This is a genomic window from Rhodococcus sp. 06-470-2 (assembly GCF_002258235.1).
Taxonomy (GTDB): domain Bacteria; phylum Actinomycetota; class Actinomycetes; order Mycobacteriales; family Mycobacteriaceae; genus Rhodococcoides.
Genome location: NZ_NOYB01000003.1, coordinates 42535 through 62311 on the forward strand (window position 1 = coordinate 42535; position 19777 = coordinate 62311).

The window sequence follows — 19777 nt, forward strand, 5'->3', positions numbered from 1 at the left end:
GCTCAGAACGGATATCTCTGGATGTCCGACTGCATCGTGACCCACTGCAGGTCACAGAAGGTGTCGAGGTTGACGGTGGTGCCGAAGTGCCCACCCGAACCCGAGGCCTTCACGCCACCGAACGGAGCGACCGCCTCGTCGTCGACCGTCTGATCATTGATGTGTACTGCGCCGGAACGGATTCGGTCCGACAACTCGTACGCCGCGAACGGATTCGCGGTGACGATCGCAACGGACAGGCCGTATTCCGATGAATTGATGATCTCGATCGCCTCGTCCACGGTGCGGTACGTGGTGATGGGTGCGACCGGGCCGAAGATCTCCTCGGTGAACGCCGGCGAATCCTTCGGCACGTTGCCGAGCACGGTCGGCCGATAGTGGAGACCGTCGAACGTTCCGCCTGCAGCCAGTTCGGCACCGGCCGTCACCGCGGACTGCACGATGCCGTCGACTCGCTTCAGTTGGTTCTCGTCGATGATGGGCCCCAACGCATTCGACGGGTCGGTCGGGTCTCCGACGGTGATGCGTGCAGCGATCTTCGCAAGCTCCGCGGTGTACTGCTCGGCGAGATGCTCGGGAACGAGGTGCCGGCCCGACGCCATGCAGATCTGCCCCTGGTGCAGGAACGATCCCCATGCGCCCGCCGATGCGGCGGCCTCGATGTCTGCGTCGGGCAGCACGAGGAACGCGTTGTTCCCGCCGAGTTCGAGGTGGACCTTCTTCAGTAGTGGCGCTGCAGCTTCCGCGATTCGCCGGCCGGCTGCCGTGGACCCGGTGAACGAGATGCACGGGACATCGGGGTGCGAGACGAGAGCGGCTCCCACATCGGCACCCGAGGGCAGTACGTGCAACAGACCGTCCGGCAGGCCTGCTTCGGCGAAGATCTCGGCGAGGATCAGACCACCCGAAATCGGCGTTCGCGGATCGGGTTTGAGAACGACGGCATTGCCGACGGTCAGAGCAGGTGCGACCGACCGCATGGACAGTACCGAGGGGAAGTTGAACGGACTGATCACGCCGACGACGCCCATCGGAACGTAACGCCCCACCGAGAAACGCGATTTCGCACTCCGCAGCACCTGCCCGTAGGGCTGCGACGCGAGAGCGGCGGCCTCGGTCAGCTCGGCGAGAACCAGTCCGATCTCGGCCCCCGCCTTGCCGTGACTCGATCCCGATTCGGGAACCAACCACCGCGTCAGACGCTCGGGATCGTCCGCGAGAAGCTCCGCGGCCCTCGTCATGACCGACGCTCGCTCGGTGTACGGCTTGGCGGCCCATTCCTTCTGCGCACGTGCAGCTTTCGCGACTGCTCGATCGAGGTCGGCGACGTCGGCGGCACCGACGGTGGCCACGACCGACCCGTCGGACGGCGCGGTCACGTCGAGGGTTCCACCACCGCCGTCCACCCATCCGCCGTCGAAGATCTTTGCCGTCCACGCCTGTGTGTTCGCCATGTCAGTCCTGCTCTTTCCTACTCGGTGTTCTTCGTTCGTCGAGGTTGGGCTGCGATCGCTGCGTCGAGCACCTCGGCCTCGGCCCAGGATCCGTGGAATGCGAACGGCACTCGGACGGGGAGCTTGACGCGTGCGAGTGGTTCGCGGGTGAACGAGTCGGCCTCGTGCACCAATAGTTCGGACAGACCGGACGCCGGATTCCACCACAGGGTCAGCAGGTAGCCGTCGTTCTCGATGCTCGCGCCTCGACGCTGAACGAAGACCGGTTCACTGGGGCTGGTCAATCCGTCCGGTCCTTCGAGCACGATCGTCTGTCCGGTCGAGAAGTCATGGCGCGCAAGCCCATCCGTCAGGGTCAGCGGCGACAGGCTTCGGGTGGTGGCGAAGTAGCCGAAGCGATTCTCCTGGCCCAGCCACGCGTCGTTGATCTTCGGGAACTCGCCCGCCACCCCGCTGTGCATGTGCTGGGTGGTCGTCCTGGTTGCGGTATCGAGCACGAACCGCCAGGCCATCGCGGGTGGAAACCAGGAATGCGAGTCGATCGGCTCGTCCGAATCGTCGGCCGGATTGCCCAGTCGTGCAATGACGTGCAGGTCTACCACGATTCCCGTGGCAGTTTCGTGGGCGTTGAAGAAGTGCGTCGGGGCCAGCATCAGGCCGGTGTCGTACCACGTGACTTCGTGGGTTCGACGGTCGAGGACGGCGAACCTGCTGCCGTTCGGTGTAGCCGATTCGTCCCAGAGCACCCCGGGCCGCCCCGCCATGATGCGGTCGAGGCGGAACTGGTTGGGCGAGATCAGGAAGATCGCGAGGTGTTCGCTCACGATGTAATCGTGCACCATTGCCGGACAGCCCATGTCGAAAGTGACGGTATCGACGACGGTGCCGCTGGTATCGGCCTCGTACCACGTCAGATTCGGCCCGATGGCAGAGTAGAAGAGCATGTTGCCCGTCGACGGTTCGATCTTGTAGTGCGCTGTGCACAGGATATCCAGTGCGCCACCGAAATCGTACGTGCCCTGCGTGTCCAAGCTTTCGGGGTGCATCGAATGCGGCAGTCCGCCTTCGTAGTACACCAGCAGGTGGTCGGCGAACAGGCCGACGTTGGTATTGGCGACGCTCTTGGACGGCGGTGCGCCAACGGGCAGATCCCGCTTGGCCTTGCCCGAGCCGTTGACGAAACCGCTGTACAACGCTTCACCGGCCTCGACCTCGATCTTCATGGTGTCGGTGTGCACCCACTTCATCCGGAACGACGCCTTCCCGTCGCGGATATAGGTGCCGGCGACTCCGCCGTCGCCTTCCCACCAGTGGTAGCGGTCGGTGTCGAGCGGCTCGAAGCGGGGGTTGTCGGCTACCCGGAACAGGGCGCCGGCCAGGTCGTCGGGCAGTTTCCCGATGACCTCGAGGTCGAATGCCTCGGTCTCCTCGTGCCACGGCGCGAACGGACCGTTCAGAAACTTGTTGGACGTGTTCCAGTCGACATCCGCCTCGTGGCGCGCAGTCGCAGGCGCGGTCCGTCGGACCAGTGTCGTCGGGAGCGGGGTGGGTAGGTCACGCATAGCTGACGCCTTTCGTCTCGAGACAGGACAGTTCGGAAGGGCTCGGGGAAGATCCGGTCCACGACGCCACCGCGGCTCGAACGTCGTCACCCTCGTGCGGAAGCCACGCGGCCGCGACGAATCGGTCGGGCCGGACGAGAACGAATCTGCCGGTGTACGTGCGCATCTCGTCGTCCAATCGACCGTCGACGTCGAGCAGTACGTTGACGTCGTCGATTCTCGGTGCCGTGCGATCGGTGGGCACTGCGGCCTCGACGGCGTGCAGGCCGCGCGCGATACCGCGGGCACGGGACCAGTCCCCCGCGTCGTGCACGTCGATTCCCATCAGCGCCCAACCGGTTCCGAGAATCTCGTCGAGCGGGCGGATGGTTCGGGTCGCCGAGTCGAAGGCCAGGGGTTGCCCGATCGCACTCCCGGTGTCGTCGCCGGGGAGTACGAGTCCGTCGGAGAATCGGTACGACGGGCGGTAGGCCATGGTCTCGAACCAGCGTCGCCCGTTCTCGGTGGCCAATGCGGCTCGGACCAACTCGTCGCGCCTGGCCGCGACACGAGGATTGGTCGTCATCACCACGCGGCCCAACCGCTCGGACGCGCGAACCACCGCGGCGGCGTGCGGGCCACGCTCGGATCGGTATGTGGCCAAGACGCTTTCGTGCAGACAGCCGTCGAGCACCCCGGCCAACTTCCACGCCAGGTTCGCGGCATCACGAATGCCGGAGTTCAGACCCTGACCGGCGAACGGGGGCATCATGTGTGCGGCGTCGCCGAGCAGGAAGCAGCGCCCGAGCTGCCATCGGTCGGCCACGAGACCGTGGAAGCGATAGTTGACGGCTCGTTCGACCTGAGCGGGTGTGATCGGGCGGTAGCGCGAGACGAGTCTTTCGATGAGCTCGAACGGTGGCGAGTCGGTGGCCGTGCCCTCGCCGTCGAACAGGCGGAATTCGTATCGACAGCGACCGTCGAGTCCGGGTACCACCACGTGCGGCCTGCTCGGATCGGCATGGTGCATTCCGTAGCGCTCGATGTGAGGGTCGCCGAGCGTGTCCACCACCAACCACAATTCCGGATGGCTGCGTCCGGTCATGCCGATCTTCAGCAGGTTTCGAACCGTGGATCGTCCGCCGTCGCTGCCGAGGAGGTAGCGGGCGCGCACCGTGCGTCCACCCGCTTCGATGGCCACGGCGTCCGCGTCCTGCACGATCGAGGTGACCTCGGTGTCGAACCGTACGGTGACATGGTGTGCCGTATGCAGAGCCGCTGCCAGCACGCGTTCGAGATCCGGTTGCGCGAACGGGTTCTTGAACGGGTAGCCCAGTCGGTAGGCGCTCTCCGCGCCACCGTGGAAGAGCGGTTCGTCGTCGAGGCCGTAGTAACGAGTTCCCGTGCCCGGCACGACGATCGGCAGAATTCGGTCGATGACGCCAGCCTGCTGATAGGTGCGCAGTGCCTCGTCGTCGATGCTGATCGCTTTGGGTTCGTCGCTCGTCGTCGAACGACGCTCGAGAACGATGACGCGGAGCCCTCGTGCAGCGAGCAGCAGGCCCGCGGTCATCCCGACCGGACCGGCACCGCAGATCGCTACGTCGTAGAGGGTGTCGAATCTCGTGTCCACACCACCAAGGTAGCGCGCATCACGTTAAATAGGAATGGTGTCCCATAAAATAGGACACGCTACGAGCTGACGACGGCGAGCCTCGTCGACAGAGTCTCCGCCGCGGCCCGCACTGCGGTGACGAGCACGTCGGTCCGATCCTCCGGAACACGACGTCTGATCGCGACGATGCTCAATGCCGCTGCCACCGAACCGGACTCGTCGAAGATGGGTGCGGCGATTCCCATCGCATCCGGGTCCACCTCCGCGACGGTGACGCCGTAGCCGGTGGTGCGGATGCGCTCGAGGCGATCGACGAGGCGATCGACGTCGGTCAACGTCCGATCGGTGAAGCGTTGCAGCACATGCCGACCCAGGATCGAGCGGATCTCCTTCTCCGGCAGCCAGGCCAGGAGCGTCAACGCCGACGCACCGGCATTGATGGGCAGCCGACTCCCACGCTCGTAGCTCAGACGCACCAGCTGCTTGGCCCCCTCGCACCGCTCGATGCACACAGCCGTGTCGTCGACGAGCCTGGTGAGCAACACGGTTTCCCCTACCTCGTCGGCCAATTCACGCATCACGGGTTGGGCGATCGTCGTCAATCCGTAACCGCGCCTGGCCAATCGAGCAAGTTCGAGTACTGCGACACCCAACCGAAAGCCGCCATTGGGAGCTTCCTCGAGAAACGATGCGCCGACCAACGTCTGCAGATATCGGTACGCCGTGGAGCGCGCACTGCCCAGGGCCTCGGCGACATCGTTGGCGCTGATCTGCAGGCGATCCTCGGTGAACATTCCCAGGATGATCAGCGCGCGGTCGGCCGTGCTGTTGCGTTCTCGGTATCCACTCGTCTCGGGAGCCATGTATCCATCCTAGTTCTGATTGTCAGGACTGCAGTGTCATCAAACGGATCTTCGCCCTTGACAGCTGTGATCCAGGCCATGAACACTGTCCTGTATTAGACAACAGTAGTCCTGCTTTACAGGACATTCCCTCAGGATGAGGAACCCATGAACCCCACCCACCAGAAACTGGATCGCGGCACGCTCATCGCCTGTTGCCTCGCGATCGGCGTCGCCCAGATGGGCGTCTCACTCGCAGCGCCCATTCTCGGCGTGATCCAACGCGACCTCGGAGCGAGCGCAGCGGCGCTGGCCTGGATCCCGGCCGCGTTCATCCTCCCCACCGCCATACTCGAGCTGAATTTCGGCGTACTGGGCGACATGTTCGGCCGCAAGAGGCTGCTCGTCTGGGGCGGCGTGCTCGTCTTCGTCGGCGACGTCGTCGCCGGAACGTCGGGAACCCTGACACAACTGATCGCCGGGCAGGCCATCGCCGGACTCGGTGCCGCCGCAATCTTTCCCACGTCACTGGCCATGCTGGTCTCGGCAACCCCCGATCGTCAGGAGCGAGCCCGCGCTCTGTCTCTCTGGGCGGTCAGCCTGGCGTTCGGTGCCATGATCGCTCCGCTGATCAGCGGCTTCGCGGCCGAACACTTCAGCTGGGGCTGGTCGTTCGCCATTCCCGCCGTTCTGGGTCTCGTCACCGCCGTGGTCAGCGCCGCGGTGATCGTCGACTCACGTCATCCCGCCGGACGCGGACTCGACTGGCCGGGCCAGATCACCATCGCCGTCGCCTTGCTCGCCCTGCTGTATGCGGTGATCCAGGGCTCCGTGGACGGCTATTCGAGCCCCGTCATCGTGGGTGCCTTCGTTCTCGCGGTCGCCGCAGGCGTCGCGTTCGTCGTCAGCGAGCAGCGAGCGCGCACCCCGATGCTGAATCTCGCGCTGTTCCGTACGCCTGCCTTCGCGGCGGCTGCGCTGATCGGTTTGCTCGCAATGTTCGGCTTCATCGGAACCGCTTACGCGCTCAGCGTGAAGCTCGAAGCGATCCTGCACGTCAGCCCGCTGCAGGCTGCAGTGCCGTTCGCTCTCATCCAAGCCGTACCGCTGCTCCTCACGCCACTGCTCCCGCGCCTGTTGATGCGCGTCGCGGCCCGCACCCTGTTGGTCACCGGACTGTCGGCATTGGCCGTCGGTCAACTCTGGATGGCTCAGCTACCCGGCGACTCCACCTCGCTGCTCGCGATGACCGGCCCGATCCTGTTGCTCGGCACCGGCTTCATCACCATGTTCACCGCACTGACGGCCGTCGCCGTCGGAGCCGTCGCCATCGATTACGCCGGAATGGCCAGCGCGGTAACCAGTCTCGTTCGCGAGACCGGGCAGAGCCTCGGGCCCGCGATCGTCAGCGCCGTGGCGTTCGGAGTTGCCGGAGCCACCCTGACCTCCACCCTGTCCGACGGTTCCCTCCCTCCCGAGGCGGTGGGCGTGGCATCCGGCGTCGCAGAGCAGGGCGGGCCGTTGGCGGTGGCCAACGCCGACCTCGGTCCGATCTCGGATCTGGTTGCACCACTTGCCAGGACGGCGCTCGAGACCGGCCTCGACATCGGCATCTACGTCTGTGCCGGAGCCACCGTCCTGGCTGCGCTCATCGCCCTCGTCATTCCCGGCGGAGCCCCCAGGGGACTCGATGCTGCTCCGATCGACGCGGCAGCATCACCTACGGCCGGGCGACTGCTGCCCGCCGGTGAGTGACATGTCCACGCCCACTCTCCATCACGTCTTCACCCTCGACGTCGAGCTGGCTCCCCCCGTGGTGATCGGGTCGACCCCACACGGAATGCGTCGGGTCATCCCGATCACCGGCGGCCGATTCCAGGGACCGGCCGGATCCGGGACGATCCTGCCCGGCGGTGCGGACTGGAACCTGGTGCGCACCGACGGCGTCACCCACCTGTGGGCTCGCTACACGATCGTCACCGACGACGACGTGACCATCATGGTCACCAACGAGGGCTGGGGCACCCAGGACGATGCCACAATGGAGCGCATCTTCGCCGGCGGTGGTGCCGACATCGACCACTGGTACTGCTCCACCAACCCTCGCTTCGAGGTGGCCGATCCAGGTTGGAAGTGGTTGAACCACAGCGTGTTCCTCGGCCACTTGGAACCGCCCACCCGCGGCGACCGGGTGCGTATCACCGTCTACACCGACGCCCCCGTTCCCACCCCATCGACGCCCCGAAAGGCGGATCACTGACATGACCACTCCCACCCGGAACAGACTGCAGGAAAGTGGAGCCGTGGGCACACTGCGCCGGACCGCCGTCTCGCACCTCGGCTTCACCGTTTCCGACGTCGCCGCCACCGCCGACTTCTACGGCCGCACCGTCGGCCTGACCGTGCAGGAGGAGCTCGCAGGCGGCGGCCTGCGCCTCGGCTGGGGCCTCGGACACCACGTTCTGGACCTCACCGAGGGTCCGAAGGCACTGTCTCACTACGGCTTCGAGGTTCGTGATGCCGACGGTATCGCCGGGATCACCGCACGATTGAAGGACGCCGGCCACGACGTCACGGATCTGGATCCGTCCGTCCTCGACCATGCCGTCGGCGCACCGTCGGGCATCTCGGTGACCGACCCCGACGGCACCACGGTGCATTTCCACGGACCGGTCGCGCGCCAGGGTGAGAACGCTGCCGATCCGGGACGACGCCCGATCAAGTTCCAGCACACCACTCTCGGCACCGACAACGTGGCGCAGATGGTCTCGTTCTTCGTCGACACCGTCGGATTCCGCATCTCCGATCAGCTCGAGGACGGCAAGTTCGCGTGGCTGCGCAGCGACCGCGATCACCACACTCTGGCCGTCGTCGAGAACGGTGTGCCCGGCGATCTCGACCATTACTCCTACGACCTCGCCGAGTGGGAGGACTTCAAGTCCTGGTGCGATCGCCTCACCGAGATCGGTGTCGACGTCGTCTGGGGCCCGGGACGCCATGGCCCCGGCAACAATCTGTTCGTCTTCTTCGACGATCCGGCGGGCAACCACATCGAGCTCTCGGCCGAGATGGAGAAGTTTCACGACGACCGAGCTACGTACGTGACGCGGCAGTGGCGTCCGGTACCCGCGTCGGTGAATCTGTGGGGCGGACAGCTGGCGAGCTGGCGCAAGACGAGCGAAAGCGAGATCTGAGCTATGGCTTACATCAGCTACGAGCACAACGGTATTCGCGGAGTCGGCGAGGTCGACGGGGATTCGCTGATCCCGCTGCAGGGAATCGACGCACTCGGGCGAACCAGTTCGCTCGAGGCACTTGCCGGGGCAGATCGCCTGACCGGGGAGCGTCTACCGATCGGCGACGTGCGCGTCCTCCCGGCTGTCACCGACCCCGCCCGAGTGATCTGCGTCGGACTGAACTACCGCGACCACATTGCCGAAACAGGACGCGAGTTCCCCACGTACCCGGTGATGTTTCCCAAGTTCGCCTCCAGCCTGATCGGGGCCTACGACGACATCGCCGTCCCACCGGAGAGTTCCGAGGTGGACTACGAGGGCGAGATGGCCGTGATCATCGGACGCGCGGGCCGCCGCATCACCGAGGAGAACGCACTCGATCACGTTCTGGGTTACACCGTCGCCAACGACATCACGATGCGTGATTACCAGTACAAGACGCATCAGTGGATGCAGGGAAAGGCCTGGGACGCAAGCACTCCCCTCGGCCCGTACGTCGTCTGCCCCGAAGAGGTCGACCTCGCGAGTTGCGGCATCCGTACGATCGTCAACGGCGAGAAGGTACAGGAATCGGATCTGTCGCAGTTGCTGTTCACGGTGCCGAACCTGATCGCAACAATCTCCACGTTCACCACCCTCGAGCCCGGTGATGTCATTCTCACCGGCACGCCCGGCGGAGTGGGCTACCGCCGCAAGCCTCAGCTGTTACTGAAGCCGGGCGATCACGTGAGTGTGGAAATCGACAACCTCGGGTCGGTGAGCAACCGATTGGTGGCGGAGGTGCACTGACATCTGTGCGTCTGCGCTGCCTGTGGCACTCGTCAGTCCGAATCGGGCTGCAGCGCAGCCAACATGCTCGTGTTCGGCGCATGTCGGCTGATCCACGTCGCTTGGACGGCGTGGTAGAGATCGGGTTTTCCGCTCCACACCGTTGCCGCGGGAACGTTGTGGGAGTCGAGTTCGTGATGCCAGGAGCCGTCGACGCGGTCGACGAAGTAGTCGGCCGCAACGTCCCACCACGTTCGATAGTCGGTGCCGTACCGTTCTTCTCCCGTAACGCGTCCGAGAGTCGCGGCTGCTCCGATCGCCTCGCACAACACCCAGTGCAGTCGACCCGTGACAACCGGCTGCCCTGTCCAGTCCGTGGTGTAGACGAACCCGGGGGTGGGCCCGGGCTGCCAGCCGTCGACGGCAGCCCGGTCGTAGAGGGACTCGGCCGCGTCGACGTAGTCCCGCCCGCCCGCAACGAGACTTGCCTGCACGAGGAGTCGCGCCCACTCGAAGCCGTGGCCGACGGTGGCACCGTAGGGCTTGAACTGGTTCGCTACGTCGTCGCGGTTGTACTCGAGCTGCGGGATCCACTCTGCCGTGAAGTGCTCCGGGACGCGCCACTCGTTGGCCGCGGACCATCGACATACGTTGTCGCAGATACGCAGTGCACGTTCGCGCCAGAGCTCGGGCGCACCGGCGTCGGCGGCGGCCAGCAGCGCCTCGACCATGTGCATGTTGGCGTTGATGCCGCGATACGGATCGAGCTCGGACCAGTCGACAGTCCAGGTGTCCGAACACATTCCGTACCGTTCGTCCCAGAACCGAGAGTCGACGATATCGAGTGCCTCGTCGAGAAGTTCCCGGCCACGTGCGTGACCCACCGCGGCGGCAGCCGACGCGGCGAGCACTACGAAGGCATGCGTGTACGCCGATTTCACTGCATCGGGCGAGGCCGCGTCGGCACTGGACTCGAACCAGCCGCCGTTCGTGCTGTCCCGCAACGTGGTCGACAGTCCGTCGAAGACGCGATCGGCTCTCCTGCGGGAACCCGGTCGGCCCTGCACGGACCCGAGAAAGTGCACATGCGCCATCCGAGCGGTGATGTACGTATGCGCCGGATGGTCGAGGTCGGGGTTACCGCGATCGTCCAGCCACGCCGCGCCTCCGGCGGGGTGGTCGAGTGTGGTTCCGAAATCCAGAAGTCGAGACGACTCGGTGTCGAGCCACGATCGATGAGAGGGCAGTGTCCACCAGTTGCCGGGGTCTGCTGGAGTCATGCGTTCATTGTGCTGTGCCCGCGATCGCCTGTTCGGCGGACGCGACAGTTCCCTCCGAATCGTCGAACAATTCGATCCGATCCTTGCCGCTCTGCTTGGCCCGGTACATCGCGGAATCCGCGTCCCGAAGCACATCCTGAGCTGTGGCACCCCTGCGGGCCACCACCATTCCGATGCTCGCCGAGACCTCGTACTGCCGTCCCTCGAACTCGATGGCCGAGGCCAGCGCGGCCCTGATCCGCGCAGCCACGCTGCCCGCGAGTCCGTCCGCGTCCGAGGCCGGGTCGTCCATCTGGGCGTCGAGGACCAGGACGAATTCGTCACCGCCCACCCGGGCGATGAAGTCGTCGCTTCTCAGTATCGCGCGCAGACGCCGTGCCACCTCGACCAGCACCGCGTCGCCCGCAGCATGTCCACCGCTGTCGTTCACGCTCTTGAAACCGTCCAGGTCGCAGAACAGCACCACCGCCGCGATGCCGGTGCGCGCGCCCCGATCGATCGCAGAGCCGATCCGGTCCAACAGCAGCATGCGATTGGGCAGTCCCGTCAACGGATCCTGCAGCGCCGCACGTTCGAGAGCACGCTCGGCCTCGACGACGTCGGTCACCTCTCGGAGGACCGAAAGCACCTGCAGCACCTCACCCGACGGCCCCCGGCGAAAGGGCGTGGTTCGACGCGACAACCACCGGGTCTCACCGCCGAGGCCACGCACTCGGTACTGAGTCGTGAGGCTTTCCCCGTCTGCCAACGATGCAGCGGCCCGGTCGGCCGCCGCAACGATGTCGAGGTCCTCCACAAGCACCTCGATGTCGGACGAATCCTCGGCACCGTCGACCGTCGAATCTCCGCCGGGCCGCCCCTCCGGATCACCGGCGGTCGCGGTACCGATCAACGAGCGGAGGCTGCGCGACGCCCACGTCAGGTGCCCCGTGTCGACGTCGACGACCGTCGCGATATCCGGCGACGCGGTCAACACGGCGTCCCGGAATGCTCGCGCACGATCCAGCTCCGCCCGCGCCTCACGCTCGGCCGTCACGTCCTCCGACAGCACCATGGCACCGACGATGGCATCGGCCTCGTCGCGCAGCGGCCGGGCTCGAACCTGGAAGACTCTTCCGGTCCCGGCGCTGACGGAATCGAAGGAGGATTCCTCCCCTGCGACAGCTGCCCGGTAGTACGGCGCGGCGTGCGCGAAGACCTCCGGTGGCACCGTGTCCTCGAGCAACTTCCCTTCCATCCGGTGCGGGTCGTAGCCCTCCGCGACCAGATCGGCACCTTCGACCAGGACGAATCGAAGGTCACGGTCGACGATGAACACCGTCGTGTGGGGCAGATTCGCGGCGAGCTGACGGTACCGAGCCTCACTGGCATCGTCGAACATCGCCGGCGAGCGAAGCAGTGGCCCGTAGGAGCGGCGCATTCCGAGATACACAACACCCGCCAACGCGGTCGACAAGGTCACTGCGACATCCAGATCGCCGCCCATGGACTCCCGCATGATCGCGATCGTTCCGCCGCCTGCATGTTCGCTGTGCCCGGCCCCCGCGAGCAGGTGAACCGCATGCAACACATGGTGAGCCGCGCAGGTGGTGAAGATGGCGGCGGTTGCCAGCGCCAATCGATTCTTTCGAAGCTGGGCGGTGCGACGCAGCCCACGAACGATGAACAGCACGATCCCGAGATACGCCGACGCTGTGATCGCGTTCAGGATCACGACCCAGAGCCAACCGCTCATCCGACGGACTCTCTGTCGGTCGCGTCCGGGACCGCGTCGGAGTGGGAGTGCGGCATGTGCGGCATCGATGACCTCCGCGGGGTCTGAACTGCTGGGTGTGGGCCGAACCGACCAAAGCGGACGAACCACCCGCCGGTGTCGTGCCGCGAGGGTATCTCAATCCGGCCCGTACCTGCGAGATGTCAGCGAGACACGCTGTAACGCAGATACAGCCACCCCGACTCGGCGAACACCTTCTGCTCCGCGAGTGTCAGGTCGAGATGGTGACCGACCGGAAAGTACGGTTTGCCACCGCCCAGGATGGTCGGCAGGAGGATGACCTCGAACTGATCGATCTCGTCGACCAGCGAGTCCGCCAATGCGGCACCGCCCACGGCCAATGTCCCCTCGGTCTCGCGTTTCAGCCGCTTGACCTCGGCGACCGCGTCGGCACTGCGCACCAACCGGCACCCGTCGGCCACCGAATCGAGAGTGTCGGAGAAGACGATCCGCGGGGTGTCCACATACAGTCGCGCGAACTCCGCCTCGACGTCGTCACCCTCCGCTCGTAGCGGGTCCGTCCAGTAGTCCTCCATGGCCTCGTACAGTCGACGCCCGAACAGAAAGGCAGTAGTGGCTTCCGTCTGCCGGTTCGAGAATCGATGGGACTCCTCGTCGGGCACGGAGAAGTCGAGACTGCCTGCGGAATTCTCGATGAAGCCGTCGAGAGAAACGTGCATGTTGTACGTCAGAATTGCCATGTCACTCCTGAAATCCGATGGGGTCGTGGGTACTGACCTCGACGAGCCCGATTTGTCACCGGGCGCCGGGCAAGGAATAGATCGCCTGCACGACGGCCATGCAGAGGGGCCCAGGGTTCGAGTGCAGGCAGAGGGGGCACTGCCGGTCGATTCCGTCGGCAACCCGTGGAGCGGTAGCTACGTGTACAACTCCGGCAACCTGGTCCTCGACCTGATGTACGACCTCATGCTCGAGTCGACCGGTTGCCTGCAGAAGTGCCGCATGTACGAGATGACCGCCAACAAGGCTGCGCGATCGACCATTTCGTACCGGATCGTGCGCGAGCAGGCACCCGAAGGCGTTCCGATGGAAATCTCACCGGAACGGCTCGAGGAGTTCGCCCCGGGACTGGACACCGACCTCATGGAGCTGATTCAGCAGACCGCCGAGATGGAGATGGCCGACATCGACGCCACGTTCGGAAAGATGAAGTAAATCATCCTCTTTCGCAGCCCGGCCTCCACCGCACACCGATGGAGGCCGGGCTTCGTCACGTCCAATAGAGAAGCTGCGCGTCGGGGAGCACGGACCCCAGTTCTTCGACGAACCATGTGCGCATCTCGGTCATCGTGTCCTTGGGGTAGACGTACTTCACGCCGCCGAACTTGTTTCTCTTTGCTGTGCGGGCACTTTCGTCCATCTCGAGCTTGGTCCCCGGATACCAACTCAACAGCACGTCCTTGCTGGCCGGCGTGAATCGATGGGTGATGATCTCGGCAGTCAGGTCGAGATCAGGGACATCGTGCAACGCGTCGGCGACGTTCGAGAGCAGTCGACCGTATTGTTCGCGCCACTGCGGTATCGGCATGATCGGAGCGATCGTCAGCCCCACTCGATATCCGGCGAGAGCCAACCGTCTCAGCGACTCGATCCGAGCGGGCATCCTCGCGGTTCCACCCTCGAATCGGTGGGCGATGTCATCGGCGTTGACCGACAGTCGAACTCGGGTTCGTCGCCCGTGATCGAGCGTCACCAACTCGGTGACGTCGTCGAACTTGGTGGTGAAACGCAGCGACACGTCGTCGCCGTAGGTTCCTGCACCCACCCTGCGTACGGCCTCGGCGAGTGATCCCGTCACGTGCTCGATCCCCAGAGGATCGGTGTAGCAGGACAGTTCGAAGGTGGTGCCCTCGTGTCCACGCTCCTCGGTCCCGGAGGTGATGGTGCCACGGCCGGCATGGGTGCCGATACCGGCCAGGACGTCGACGATGTTGGCGAACACCCTGGTGATCGGAGGCCCGGACAACGAGCCCGCCAGATAGCAGTACTGACAGTGCGCCGGGCACCCCTTCGCCAGATCGATACGCCAATCTGCACTCGGCGGAATCGGTTGTGGCTTCAGCACACTCGGTGGTGCCACCACCACCGCCATCGTCGTCTTGGCACGCGTATAGGTCTCCCGCTCGGACTCACCGCGCAGGCCGGTCAGACGGTCCCCCGGCAACACATCGATCTCGGTCACTCCGGCTGCTTCGCATCGACGGATGATCTCCGCGGTATGGGGAAGCTCGGACGCAGACCGGGTGACCAGGACACGCGAGGGCGTCCACAGTCGAGTGGGGGCAGAGAGAACGTTGTCCATTACCTCTGGTCAACGTCCGGGGGCGGTCGATCCTTCCCGCCAACTGCAGTTCGGACGCTGCCCGACTCGGCTCCGGTGATTCCGCGACTCATGGATCTCGGGTAAGAAGCTCTCATGCCCTTCGCCGACGAACTCATCGGCCCGGACGCGGCTCGCACGCTGCTTCGGACCATTCGCAACGCCGCACCGAGTGCAGATCTGTCCTTGCTGACGGGATCGGTCGATCAGTTGGGACCCCTCGCGCTGCGGGCGCGCGCCGATCTACTGCGCGACGCGCTTCTCGTGGGATTGCCCGGCGATTACGCAGAGTTCGCTCGGACCATCCGACGGGCCGCCGAGGATCCGGATTTCCAGGGCTGGTCGATCTGGCCGGTCACGAGCGCCGTGGCGACGAAGGCCGTCGAGGAGCAGACCTCGGCCGCGTTCGACGACGGAATGTCGCTGCTGGCCGAACTCACCGGCAGGCTCAGCTCCGAGTTCGCCGTCCGCACGTTCCTACGAGCCGATCTGGATCGGGCTCTCGCCATCGCGGCGAATTGGACTCGATCACCGGACGAGCACGTGCGGCGTCTGGCATCGGAGGGCACACGCCCGTATCTGCCGTGGTCGGTGCGTGTCCCCGAGATTCTTGCGCGGCCCGGCGTCACGGTAGCGATCCTCGACGAGCTCTACCGGGACGACAGTGACTACGTTCGGCGGTCGGTCGCCAACCACCTCAACGACTTCAGCCGGGACGTCCCGGACTTGGTCGTTCGGACCGCGGCGCGGTGGCTCGACGACCCGGACGCGCACACCGACCGGCTCGTACGACACGCACTTCGGACGGTGATCAAGAACGGTGACACCGACGCACTCGCCCTGCTGGGGTTCGCGCCCGCCGACTTGGAGGTGACAGGCCCCACCCTCGACGTTGCGGAGCTACGAATCGGCGACAGCGTGCGCTTCGATGCGTCGATCCACAATGTCGGCACCGAACCGGCCAAGGTCGCGATCGACTACATCGTCCACCACACCAAGGCCAACGGTGGAGTGACGGGTAAGACGTTCAAACTGACGACGAAAACGATCGCGCCCGGTGAGGGCGTCGACGTTGCACGGCAACACTCCTTTCGAGCGTTGACCACACGGAAGTACTACCCCGGCCCGCACTCGATCGAGCTCCAGATCAACGGTGTGAGTTACGGTCTCGCGAATTTCGTGCTCGTCGACTGACGCGAGCTTTGTACTACCCACATGCAGCACAACGGGTACGTCCGTACGGTCGATGAGGTGCACAAGAAGTGGCGGTGGCTGGCGGTGGTGCTCGGCATCGCCGTGCTCGTCACCACGCCCGCGGTGATCGAGCGCTGGCCCGTCGACGCGTCGGACATCAGTGCGGCCGAACTGCTCTCCCGCGTCCAGTCCTCGACCGCGACCCCGTACTCGGGCTACGCCCAGGCCGTCGGCGGTGTCACCCTCCCCGTCACCGACGGTCTCGGCGGACTTCCGGATCTGTTGGGCGACACCACGACTCTGCGCGCTTGGTATCGCGCCCCGGACAGCTGGCGCGTCGACACCGTGCGCCTCGCCGGTGAGCGCGGTCTCTACCGGAGCCCGGCTCGGCTGTGGAGCTGGGACTACGAACAGAACACGGCCGTGGTGACCCCCGTCCCCGAGCCGAGTCTGCGCCTGCCTCGCCAAGCCGACCTGCTACCCCCGGAGCTCGGGCAGCGGTTGCTCAGCGAGGCGACCGCCGATGAGGTCACCCGGCTGCCCGCCCGTCGGATTGCCGGCCGCGACGCCCCCGGCCTGCGGCTGATCCCCAGCGAACCGCAGAGCACGATCACCGAGGTCGACGTGTGGGCCGACCCCGACAGCGGGCTTCCACTGCAGGTCGACGTGCTGGGCGACGGGGTCACTCGCCCCATCGTCAGCACCGCGTTCCTCGACTTCTCCTCCGCGACCCCGGACGCGGACACCGTCCGCTTCGTCCCGCCGCCGGGTACCGATGTGCAGCAGCAGGACGGTCTCGACATCGCCTCGTTCGCCGACGGGATCGACTCTGCCGGTCTCCCTTCGACACTGTCGGGACTAGATCTGAGGGACCGCGGAGTCCAGGGCGCGGTGGGAATCTACGGCCGCGGCGTGACGGAGTTGATCGCCGCTCCGCTACCGCGTCGCGCCGCGCGCGGGCTCGTCGACCAGCTACGGGCCGCGCCGGGGGCGGTCGTCAGCGGTAGCAGCGTCGCACTGACGATCGGCCCCCTCAACGTCCTGATCACCGAGCCCAGCGCCGACCGGCGTCGCTACCTGCTCTCCGGCACCGTCACCGCGCAAACCCTGGCCACGGCCGCCCAGCAGCTCGAAGGAGCAGCCACATGATCCGCACGACCGGCCTGACCAAGAGTTACGGATCGGTGCGGGCAGTCGACGGCGTCGACCTCGACGTGCGCGCCGGCGACATCTACGGCTTCGTGGGTGCGAACGGATCCGGTAAGACGACGACCGTGCGGATGCTGCTCGGGCTCGTCCTGGCGACCTCCGGGCAGATGCAGGTGCTCGGCGAGGAGATGCCGCGACGACGCAGGAGCGTGCTGCCGCGGGTGGGGGCGCTGATCGAGAACCCCGCCGCCTACCCCAACCTCTCCGGACGACGGAATCTCACCTTGCTCGACGCAGCCGGGCCGGGAGGTTCCCGGCGCACCAGGACCGCCCGCGTCGGCGAGGCCCTCGAACAGGTGGGACTCGGCGGGGTGGGACGGAGGCCGGTCAAGCAGTACTCGCTCGGAATGCGGCAGCGTCTCGGATTGGCTGCGGCACTGATGCGCACCCCCGAGCTGCTGATCCTCGACGAGCCGACCAACGGTCTCGACCCACAGGGAATCCTCGAGATTCGGGAGTTGCTCCTGGGCCTGCATGCGAAGGGCACCACCGTGTTCCTCTCGAGCCACCTGCTGGCCGAGGTGGAGCAGTTGTGCGACCGCGTGGGTGTTCTCGATCGAGGTCGCCTCGTTCTGCAGGATCAGCTCGCCGCGTTCCAGCAGCCGACCGGTCGGGTGCTCGTGACCACCCCGGACCCGGCCGAGGCCGTCACCGTGCTCTCCGGAATCCAGAACGCGACCGTGTTCCACCGTGAAGGGCAGCAGCTCGTGATCGAACACCCGGACTCTGCCCTGCTCAATCGGCTGCTCGTCGAAGGCGGCGTCCGGGTGAGCGAGCTGACCCCGCAGCAGATGAGTCTGGAGCAGTCCGTGTTGGCCGTCACCGGTGCCAGTGCCGACCGCGTCGACGGTCCCGTCCGCTCCACCGAGATGGAGGTGACCGCATGATCGGCGTCGAGCTGCGCGAAATGCTGAGCCGACCCCGCACGTGGGTCGTCATTCTCCTGCTCAATCTGCTGCCCACCGTCGTCGCGGGTCTGTTGGCCCTCACCGACGTCGGTCCGCGGCCCGGCGAAGGCCCCGCCTTCCTGTCGGCGGTGCTCACCAACGGTCAGCTCTTCCCGCTCGCCGCGCTCGCCATCGTGCTTCCGTTGTTTCTTCCTGTCGCTGTATCGGTCATCGCAGGCGATGCCGTTGCCGGGGAGGCCCAGGCCGGCACCCTGCGCTACCTGCTCGCGCGCCCGGTGGGACGCACCAAGCTACTGGTGGCGAAGCTGATCTCGGTGGCCGCCTTCGTGCTGCTGGCGGTGGTCATCGTGGCTGCTGTCGCGTACTTCGTCGGCACGACGCTGTTCGACGTCTCGACCGTTGGTGGCGTCGCCAGCGTGTCCGGCACGGTGCTGACCGATCAACAGGTCGCCGTGCGGACCGTCATCGCCGTGCTCTATGTGACGCTCTCGATGCTCGGAGTGGCGGCCATGGGCCTGTTCCTCTCGACCCTGACCGACTCCCCGCTCGCCGCGACGCTCGGCGCACTGGCGTTCCTCATCGCCAGTTCGCTGCTGCTGACGCTGGACGCCGCCGATGCCATCGCGCCGTACCTCCCGACGCGATACTGGTTGGCTTTCGTAGACCTCTTCCGCGACCCGGTGCCCACGCGGGACCTGGTGCGCGGCGTCGGGTTGCAGGGCGTCTACGTCGTCGTGCTTCTGGGTGCGGCGTGGGCGAACTTCACGACCAAGGACATCACGAGCTGAGACGGCTGCAATCGGCTGCGCCGAGCTGGGTGGTGGAAGCGCCGTCCAACTGGGCGGACACGATTGCGCCGACGAGAGGATCGCGGGGCAGGTTCCCGTGATCGACGGTGGAGTCCGCACACACGCTCTGCACGGGGATGTCGATCGCTCCGTCGAGTCGGGCCGAGGACGGCGGGGTCACCACCTGATCCAGTTCGGTCCACACCGACACCCACTGCGGCCCCTCCGGCGTCTCGTCGCCGGAGTTCAGGGCGGTGAGCACGGAACTGTCGGGGACGAGCTGCTGACAGGCCGTCGGGCATTGGTCGGGCAGGACCTGGGACGCCAGAGCGGCCACCTGGGTGCCGTGATGTGGGGAGCCGAGGGTCACGATGCGTCGAGCCTGCTCGACGCCGCCCATATCGGTGGCCCAGATCCGGGCCACCACCCCACCGGCGGAATATCCGACGACGTCGACCGACGTCGCTTCCGTGCGAGTAAGGGCTGCGTCGACGGCGTCGCGCAGGGTCTGCGCCTGCACGGTCAGGTCGCCGACGCCGCCGTCGGGCAGGGCCACGACGGTCGCGTCGCGGCCGTTCTCTCGTAGTTCCGCCGCAAGCACATCCAATGCATCGGTGGACCCGCCGAACCCGGGGACCAGCAGCACCGGGCCGGGAGCGGACTGGTCGACGCTCGCGACGGGGTCGCTCGTGGGGCGTGATGCGACGAAGGCCGCCACGGCCGCGAGAATTCCGACCAGGACGAGAGCGAGTACGACGAATACGAGACGACGGCGCGCGGGAGCGAGGGAGGCGAACACTCCATCCAGTGTGCCTGCGGGTCCGATG

The 19777-nt window shown here is 66.0% G+C and carries 18 protein-coding genes; 9 read left to right on the forward strand and 9 right to left on the reverse strand.

The genetic code is table 11. From position 1 onward, the window contains the following. Positions 1–2 precede the first annotated feature (2 nt). Genes CH276_RS01240 through CH276_RS01255 form a run of 4 tightly spaced genes read right to left on the reverse strand, consistent with a single transcriptional unit; the run spans position 3 to position 5473 of the window. On the reverse strand, positions 3–1454 hold the full coding sequence (locus CH276_RS01240) for an aldehyde dehydrogenase family protein (RefSeq protein ID WP_094628678.1): 1452 nt from the start codon (positions 1452–1454) through the stop codon (positions 3–5). 17 nt (positions 1455–1471) lie between these two features. Further along, complete coding sequence (locus CH276_RS01245; protein WP_094628680.1) at positions 1472–3016, reverse strand: carotenoid oxygenase family protein; 1545 nt, start codon at positions 3014–3016, stop codon at positions 1472–1474. Next, the gene (locus CH276_RS01250) at positions 3009–4628 is read right to left on the reverse strand and encodes an FAD-dependent monooxygenase (RefSeq protein WP_254923842.1); all 1620 of its coding nucleotides are present in this window, start codon (positions 4626–4628) and stop codon (positions 3009–3011) included. The genes CH276_RS01245 and CH276_RS01250 overlap by 8 nt, the downstream gene beginning before the upstream one ends. Before the next feature lie 59 nt (positions 4629–4687). After that, positions 4688–5473 (reverse strand): IclR family transcriptional regulator, encoded by a 786-nt coding sequence (locus CH276_RS01255; protein ID WP_045198486.1) that lies wholly within the window; start codon positions 5471–5473, stop codon positions 4688–4690. A 147-nt stretch (positions 5474–5620) separates the two neighbouring features. Between CH276_RS01255 and CH276_RS01260 the strand changes: the two genes are divergently transcribed. From CH276_RS01260 to CH276_RS01275, 4 genes are read left to right on the forward strand one after another with little or no spacing between them, the layout of a single operon-like run. Then, positions 5621–7207, forward strand: coding sequence for an MFS transporter (locus CH276_RS01260; RefSeq protein ID WP_094628682.1), 1587 nt, complete (start codon positions 5621–5623; stop codon positions 7205–7207). A gap of 1 nt (position 7208) precedes the next feature. Continuing rightward, positions 7209–7712 (forward strand): DUF3237 domain-containing protein, encoded by a 504-nt coding sequence (locus tag CH276_RS01265; RefSeq protein WP_217901348.1) that lies wholly within the window; start codon positions 7209–7211, stop codon positions 7710–7712. A gap of 1 nt (position 7713) precedes the next feature. Further along, positions 7714–8646, forward strand: coding sequence for a VOC family protein (locus CH276_RS01270; protein WP_094628684.1), 933 nt, complete (start codon positions 7714–7716; stop codon positions 8644–8646). A 3-nt stretch (positions 8647–8649) separates the two neighbouring features. Then, on the forward strand, positions 8650–9477 hold the full coding sequence (locus CH276_RS01275) for a fumarylacetoacetate hydrolase family protein (protein ID WP_094628686.1): 828 nt from the start codon (positions 8650–8652) through the stop codon (positions 9475–9477). Positions 9478–9509: 32 nt separating this feature from the next. On the opposite strand, the gene CH276_RS01280 is transcribed toward CH276_RS01275, so the two are convergent. The 3 genes from CH276_RS01280 to CH276_RS01290 all read right to left on the reverse strand — a co-directional run bounded on the left by CH276_RS01280 (position 9510) and on the right by CH276_RS01290 (position 13211). Then, the gene (locus tag CH276_RS01280; protein WP_094628688.1) at positions 9510–10736 is read right to left on the reverse strand and encodes an AGE family epimerase/isomerase; all 1227 of its coding nucleotides are present in this window, start codon (positions 10734–10736) and stop codon (positions 9510–9512) included. A 4-nt stretch (positions 10737–10740) separates the two neighbouring features. Further along, complete coding sequence (locus CH276_RS01285) at positions 10741–12471, reverse strand: diguanylate cyclase domain-containing protein (protein WP_094628690.1); 1731 nt, start codon at positions 12469–12471, stop codon at positions 10741–10743. 182 nt (positions 12472–12653) lie between these two features. Further along, positions 12654–13211, reverse strand: a complete 558-nt coding sequence (locus tag CH276_RS01290) for a dihydrofolate reductase family protein (RefSeq protein ID WP_094628692.1) — start codon at positions 13209–13211, stop codon at positions 12654–12656. Between the two features lie 25 nt (positions 13212–13236). Here CH276_RS01290 and CH276_RS01295 point away from each other — a divergent pair, with 25 nt between their 5' ends. Continuing rightward, positions 13237–13686, forward strand: coding sequence for a manganese catalase family protein (locus CH276_RS01295; RefSeq protein ID WP_254923843.1), 450 nt, complete (start codon positions 13237–13239; stop codon positions 13684–13686). A gap of 55 nt (positions 13687–13741) precedes the next feature. On the opposite strand, the gene CH276_RS01300 is transcribed toward CH276_RS01295, so the two are convergent. Then, entirely contained in the window at positions 13742–14833 is a 1092-nt protein-coding gene (locus CH276_RS01300) for a spore photoproduct lyase family protein (protein WP_094628694.1), read from the reverse strand. 114 nt (positions 14834–14947) lie between these two features. Between CH276_RS01300 and CH276_RS01305 the strand changes: the two genes are divergently transcribed. Genes CH276_RS01305 through CH276_RS01320 form a run of 4 tightly spaced genes read left to right on the forward strand, consistent with a single transcriptional unit; the run spans position 14948 to position 18950 of the window. Next, positions 14948–16045, forward strand: a complete 1098-nt coding sequence (locus CH276_RS01305) for a DNA alkylation repair protein (protein WP_094628696.1) — start codon at positions 14948–14950, stop codon at positions 16043–16045. Positions 16046–16066: 21 nt separating this feature from the next. Beyond that, positions 16067–17194 (forward strand): LolA family protein, encoded by a 1128-nt coding sequence (locus CH276_RS01310; protein ID WP_094628699.1) that lies wholly within the window; start codon positions 16067–16069, stop codon positions 17192–17194. Next, positions 17191–18141, forward strand: coding sequence for an ABC transporter ATP-binding protein (locus tag CH276_RS01315; protein WP_094628701.1), 951 nt, complete (start codon positions 17191–17193; stop codon positions 18139–18141). Before CH276_RS01310 ends, CH276_RS01315 begins: the two co-directional genes overlap by 4 nt. Continuing rightward, positions 18138–18950, forward strand: coding sequence for an ABC transporter permease (locus CH276_RS01320; protein ID WP_094628703.1), 813 nt, complete (start codon positions 18138–18140; stop codon positions 18948–18950). The genes CH276_RS01315 and CH276_RS01320 overlap by 4 nt, the downstream gene beginning before the upstream one ends. On the opposite strand, the gene CH276_RS01325 is transcribed toward CH276_RS01320, so the two are convergent. Beyond that, positions 18940–19749 carry a lipase family alpha/beta hydrolase gene (locus CH276_RS01325; RefSeq protein WP_094628705.1) on the reverse strand — a complete coding sequence of 270 codons (810 nt, stop codon included), beginning with the start codon at positions 19747–19749 and terminating at the stop codon, positions 18940–18942. The two genes, CH276_RS01320 and CH276_RS01325, sit on opposite strands and share 11 nt — an antisense overlap. Positions 19750–19777: the final 28 nt, after the last annotated feature.